General features: G+C 50.0%; 1 protein-coding gene. It reads right to left on the reverse strand.

Going from position 1 to position 3,580, the window contains the following annotated elements; genetic code table 11:
• A partial coding sequence (locus SV253_04640) for an N-6 DNA methylase (protein MDY6775351.1) occupies positions 1-3,497 on the reverse strand: 3,497 nt, incomplete at its 3' end.
• Positions 3,498-3,580: the final 83 nt, after the last annotated feature.

Raw genomic sequence — 3,580 nt, forward strand, 5'->3', positions numbered from 1 at the left:
TCGGCGAGTGTCTCGCCCTCTAAGTCGTCTTCGGTTGAGACACCGAGATGGTCGAGGAGATTAGTATTAAGCCCGCCTCTATCCTGGTTCAAAGAAATAATCGCATCTGGTAAATTGTATAGAAGTTCTTCGTCTTCATTTTCGTCCCTAAATTCTCTCTTAGATAGAGAACCAGATAGGTACTCATCGGTAAAAGTCACTGAAGCATTTTCAAGACCAAGTACCGATTCTGGAATCGGTAGATCACGCAAAGCACTCAAAGTCACTTGTCTAAAGTCATCTTTCGAAGCTGCCAGTTCGGTATTAAAATGCCACCAAGATAGAAAAGAACTGTTTAAGAGAGACAGCAAAGACGAGGGAGGGAGTTTTTCAGTCTTGAATATATAGGTATCCTTCTTTGAGATGAAAAACTCGTCCGTCATAGACCCAAGTAATCGATCCGACCTGCTAACCAGACGGCGGATTAGAATTCTTTCCCCATCAAATACAGATTCATCTGACGGCATTTCTTTCAATTTTCCCACTTCAGCAGTTTCGTCAGGGGTTAACTTCTCATACCTCTGAAAGCTGTCTAGAAGAATAGGAGTGTCCGCATCGTCACTGTCTATTGCTTCATCTGTCACTAACACACCTCGTGTTGAATTACTGATATCGCCTAAAGAAGTATACTCCTCTCCGAAAGACGAAAATACGCGTAGCCAGGTTTCATTGACTGCTACAAATCCAAGCTCTTGCCATTTCTCAACAGATATTTCAATATAATCGATATCCTGTAAAGCATTAGCCGGGGATATACGTTCACCACTTTTATCCACTACAGTACAGTTTCCAGACGGCTCCTCAGCCCGCCACACAAATATGGCGGTATCAACATATGCATCATCAAAAACATCATACGGTAAATTCACCAGATTGTTTAGCGAGCCATCGTTTAGCAATAGACTCCGAACATCTTCATAAGCAGGTCCCGTCTCCCAAGAGGTAGGAGTGATGAAAGAAAATTGACCTCCAGTGGATATCAGATGAGGCATTGAAAGGATGAATTGGGCGTATAAATCACTAGATCCATATCCAGCGAATTTCCCCACATCTGATGCAGATATACTCCCATAAGGCGGATTCCCTATCACGGCGTCGAAGCCCGCCTCGTCTTTCTTCTCACCGTCCTCGTCGAAGAAGACAGCAGGATACTCAAGCTCCCAGTGGAAGAACGACTCCACACGTGCTTTCTCCTGTGCTTCGATGAACCAGTCTTCTCCTTGTAACTCCGACCACTCGCTCTCGCTCTGGATCGACGTCGCCATCTGTTCGTAAGCACCTTCCGGAACGTCGACTCCAAACTCCTCAGCCGTATGGACATTAGCTAGCTCGAAAAGACGTTGATACAGAGGGTCAGACCGTATCTCATCATAGAGTTCTTCCATCGACTTGATATCCGAGAGGCTCTCGTTGTCGACCTCTAAGAGTTCCTGCATCAGATCCATGACGTGGTCGAGTGTCTTCGTACGTACCTGGTCGAAGTTCTGAAGAGTCGCCTGTACCTGACTCTCCGAGTCGTCGTCATCCCCAGCCGAGAGTACCTCCGTAATATCAGATCCAACGAGTGAGTTGCCCGTCTTCAAGTGGTGGTCTAAGAATGCGAGAGGGCGATCCGCTGCGAGTGTCTCCAGCCACATCGAGAGCTTGCCCAACTCGACTGCCATTCCGTTAATGTCGACGCCGTAGATACAGTCCTTCGCTATCTCACGCCGGACGTGTTGTTCGTCCCAGAAGGTTCCGACCTCGGCTTCGACGTCACGCACCTCGGACATCACCTCCTCAGCGAGATATCCCGTCGCACTAGTCAGGAAATGGGCACTTCCCATGGCGGGGTCGAGTATCTGAAGATTCTTTACACGCTGTAAGAACGCGCCAAGGTACTCCTGAGTCCCTCTCTCGAAGCCCTGATCTACGAGATCGTCGCGTATCTCGTCGACGAGTGGACTTACTGTCTCTTCTACGATGTACTGGACTACATAGTCGGGAGTGTAGTAGGCTCCAGTCGCCTTACGCTCGCCCTCGTCGTTGACGACGTAGAGACCACCCTTGGGGACAGTCTCGACAGCGTCGGCGACAGAGACTTCAGTCGCGGGTTTCCAGACCTGTCCACCGTCTTCCGAGACTGCGGCATACTGTTCGGGTGCTATCTCGAACTGGTGCTCCAGAAGACCCTCGTAGACAGAACCGAGGTGGCGTGTGTCGAGATCTCCGTAGTCGGCGAGGACATACCGCCCTTCCTCGTTCTGTGTCGTCGAGAGACGGTAGATCACCTCGGCTATGTACCTGTCGCTCACGGAGTTGCGCGTCAGAAATCCGTGGCTATCGTGGTCGAAGAGACCTCCGTTGTACGCCGGGATGCCGAGGTCTTCCTCTCCCTGGTCTATGAGACGGAAGAGATCTTCGAGACGGCTCCACATCTTAGTCGAGTAGTCACTGTAGACGTCCTCGAATCCCTCGTCGACCTCGCCTATCTCCTCGTGTATGTCGAGACGTAGCTCGTCGAGTGAGAAGTTCTCCTCGTACTCTCTTACTGCGTCTCTACCTTCCTTTTTCGGATGTATCAGACCTCGTGACTCGGCATAGAGAACGAACATCAAACGGTAGAGAAGAACGAGAGACTGGTTCTTGAGCTCGTCAAGTGCCTCTTCGTCGTCAGGATCTATGTCGAGGTCGTTAGTCTCGACAAATCCTCTCCCGAGGACACGTAACGCGGTGAAGACGTTGTCCTGTAAGTCCTCACCGAGTTGTTGTGCAGCCGTCTCACTCTCCGACCACACTGAGTCTAAGAACTCCCCTTCGTCGACAAATGCCACGGGGCGGAAGAAGAGATAGAAATACTTGAACTCCTCGAGGTCACCGTTTTCTAAGAGTTCGGGTAGATCGACCTCGTAGTAGATCTGTGTCTCGTAGTCCTTCGTCCCGTAGAGACGCCATTTACGTCCGTTAGTCAGTATGCCCCACTGTATACTACTGGGCGTCTTTTCGAGGTAGTGTTTCGTCTGGTGAGAGGCGTTCCTGTAGGGACGCTGTTCGTTGAACCGCTCGGTGAAATCGGCGTTCCACTGCTTTGCCTCTAGGATGGTGATACCTCTCTCGAAGAGATCCGTAGTGTCGTCAGTATCAAGGTTGACTTCAGCCGCTTTCCGACGTTTGTCCTGGTTCTCAAAAAGTAAACTGTCGACGTGTCCTCTCCCGTTAGGGAGGGTAGCCTCTTTCTGGGTTCCGAACCCCAGAATTTCGAGAACCCCGTCTATCCAGTTGTCTATTAGAGCGTCTTCTTTGTAGCCTTCTACGACAGGGGACTCATCTTCGTAGAGGTTCTGTATCTCTTCCATCACCTCTTCAGCGTCTTCGTCACAGTCCCACTCGTCCCTACCTTGGATACGCTCGTCTAAGTAGTAACTGGAGAAGAGTTCAGAATTATCATAGGGTCGACGTTCTATCGTCGTCTGCGCCATTACACGTTAGACAAACTCCAACCAACAAATAACTAAGGTATATCACTCTCAAAGACCGACTATCTCGCGGTACATACAGATCA

The sequence above is a fragment of the Candidatus Afararchaeum irisae genome, assembly GCA_034190545.1.
Classification (GTDB): Archaea; Halobacteriota; Halobacteria; order Halobacteriales; family Afararchaeaceae; genus Afararchaeum; species Afararchaeum irisae.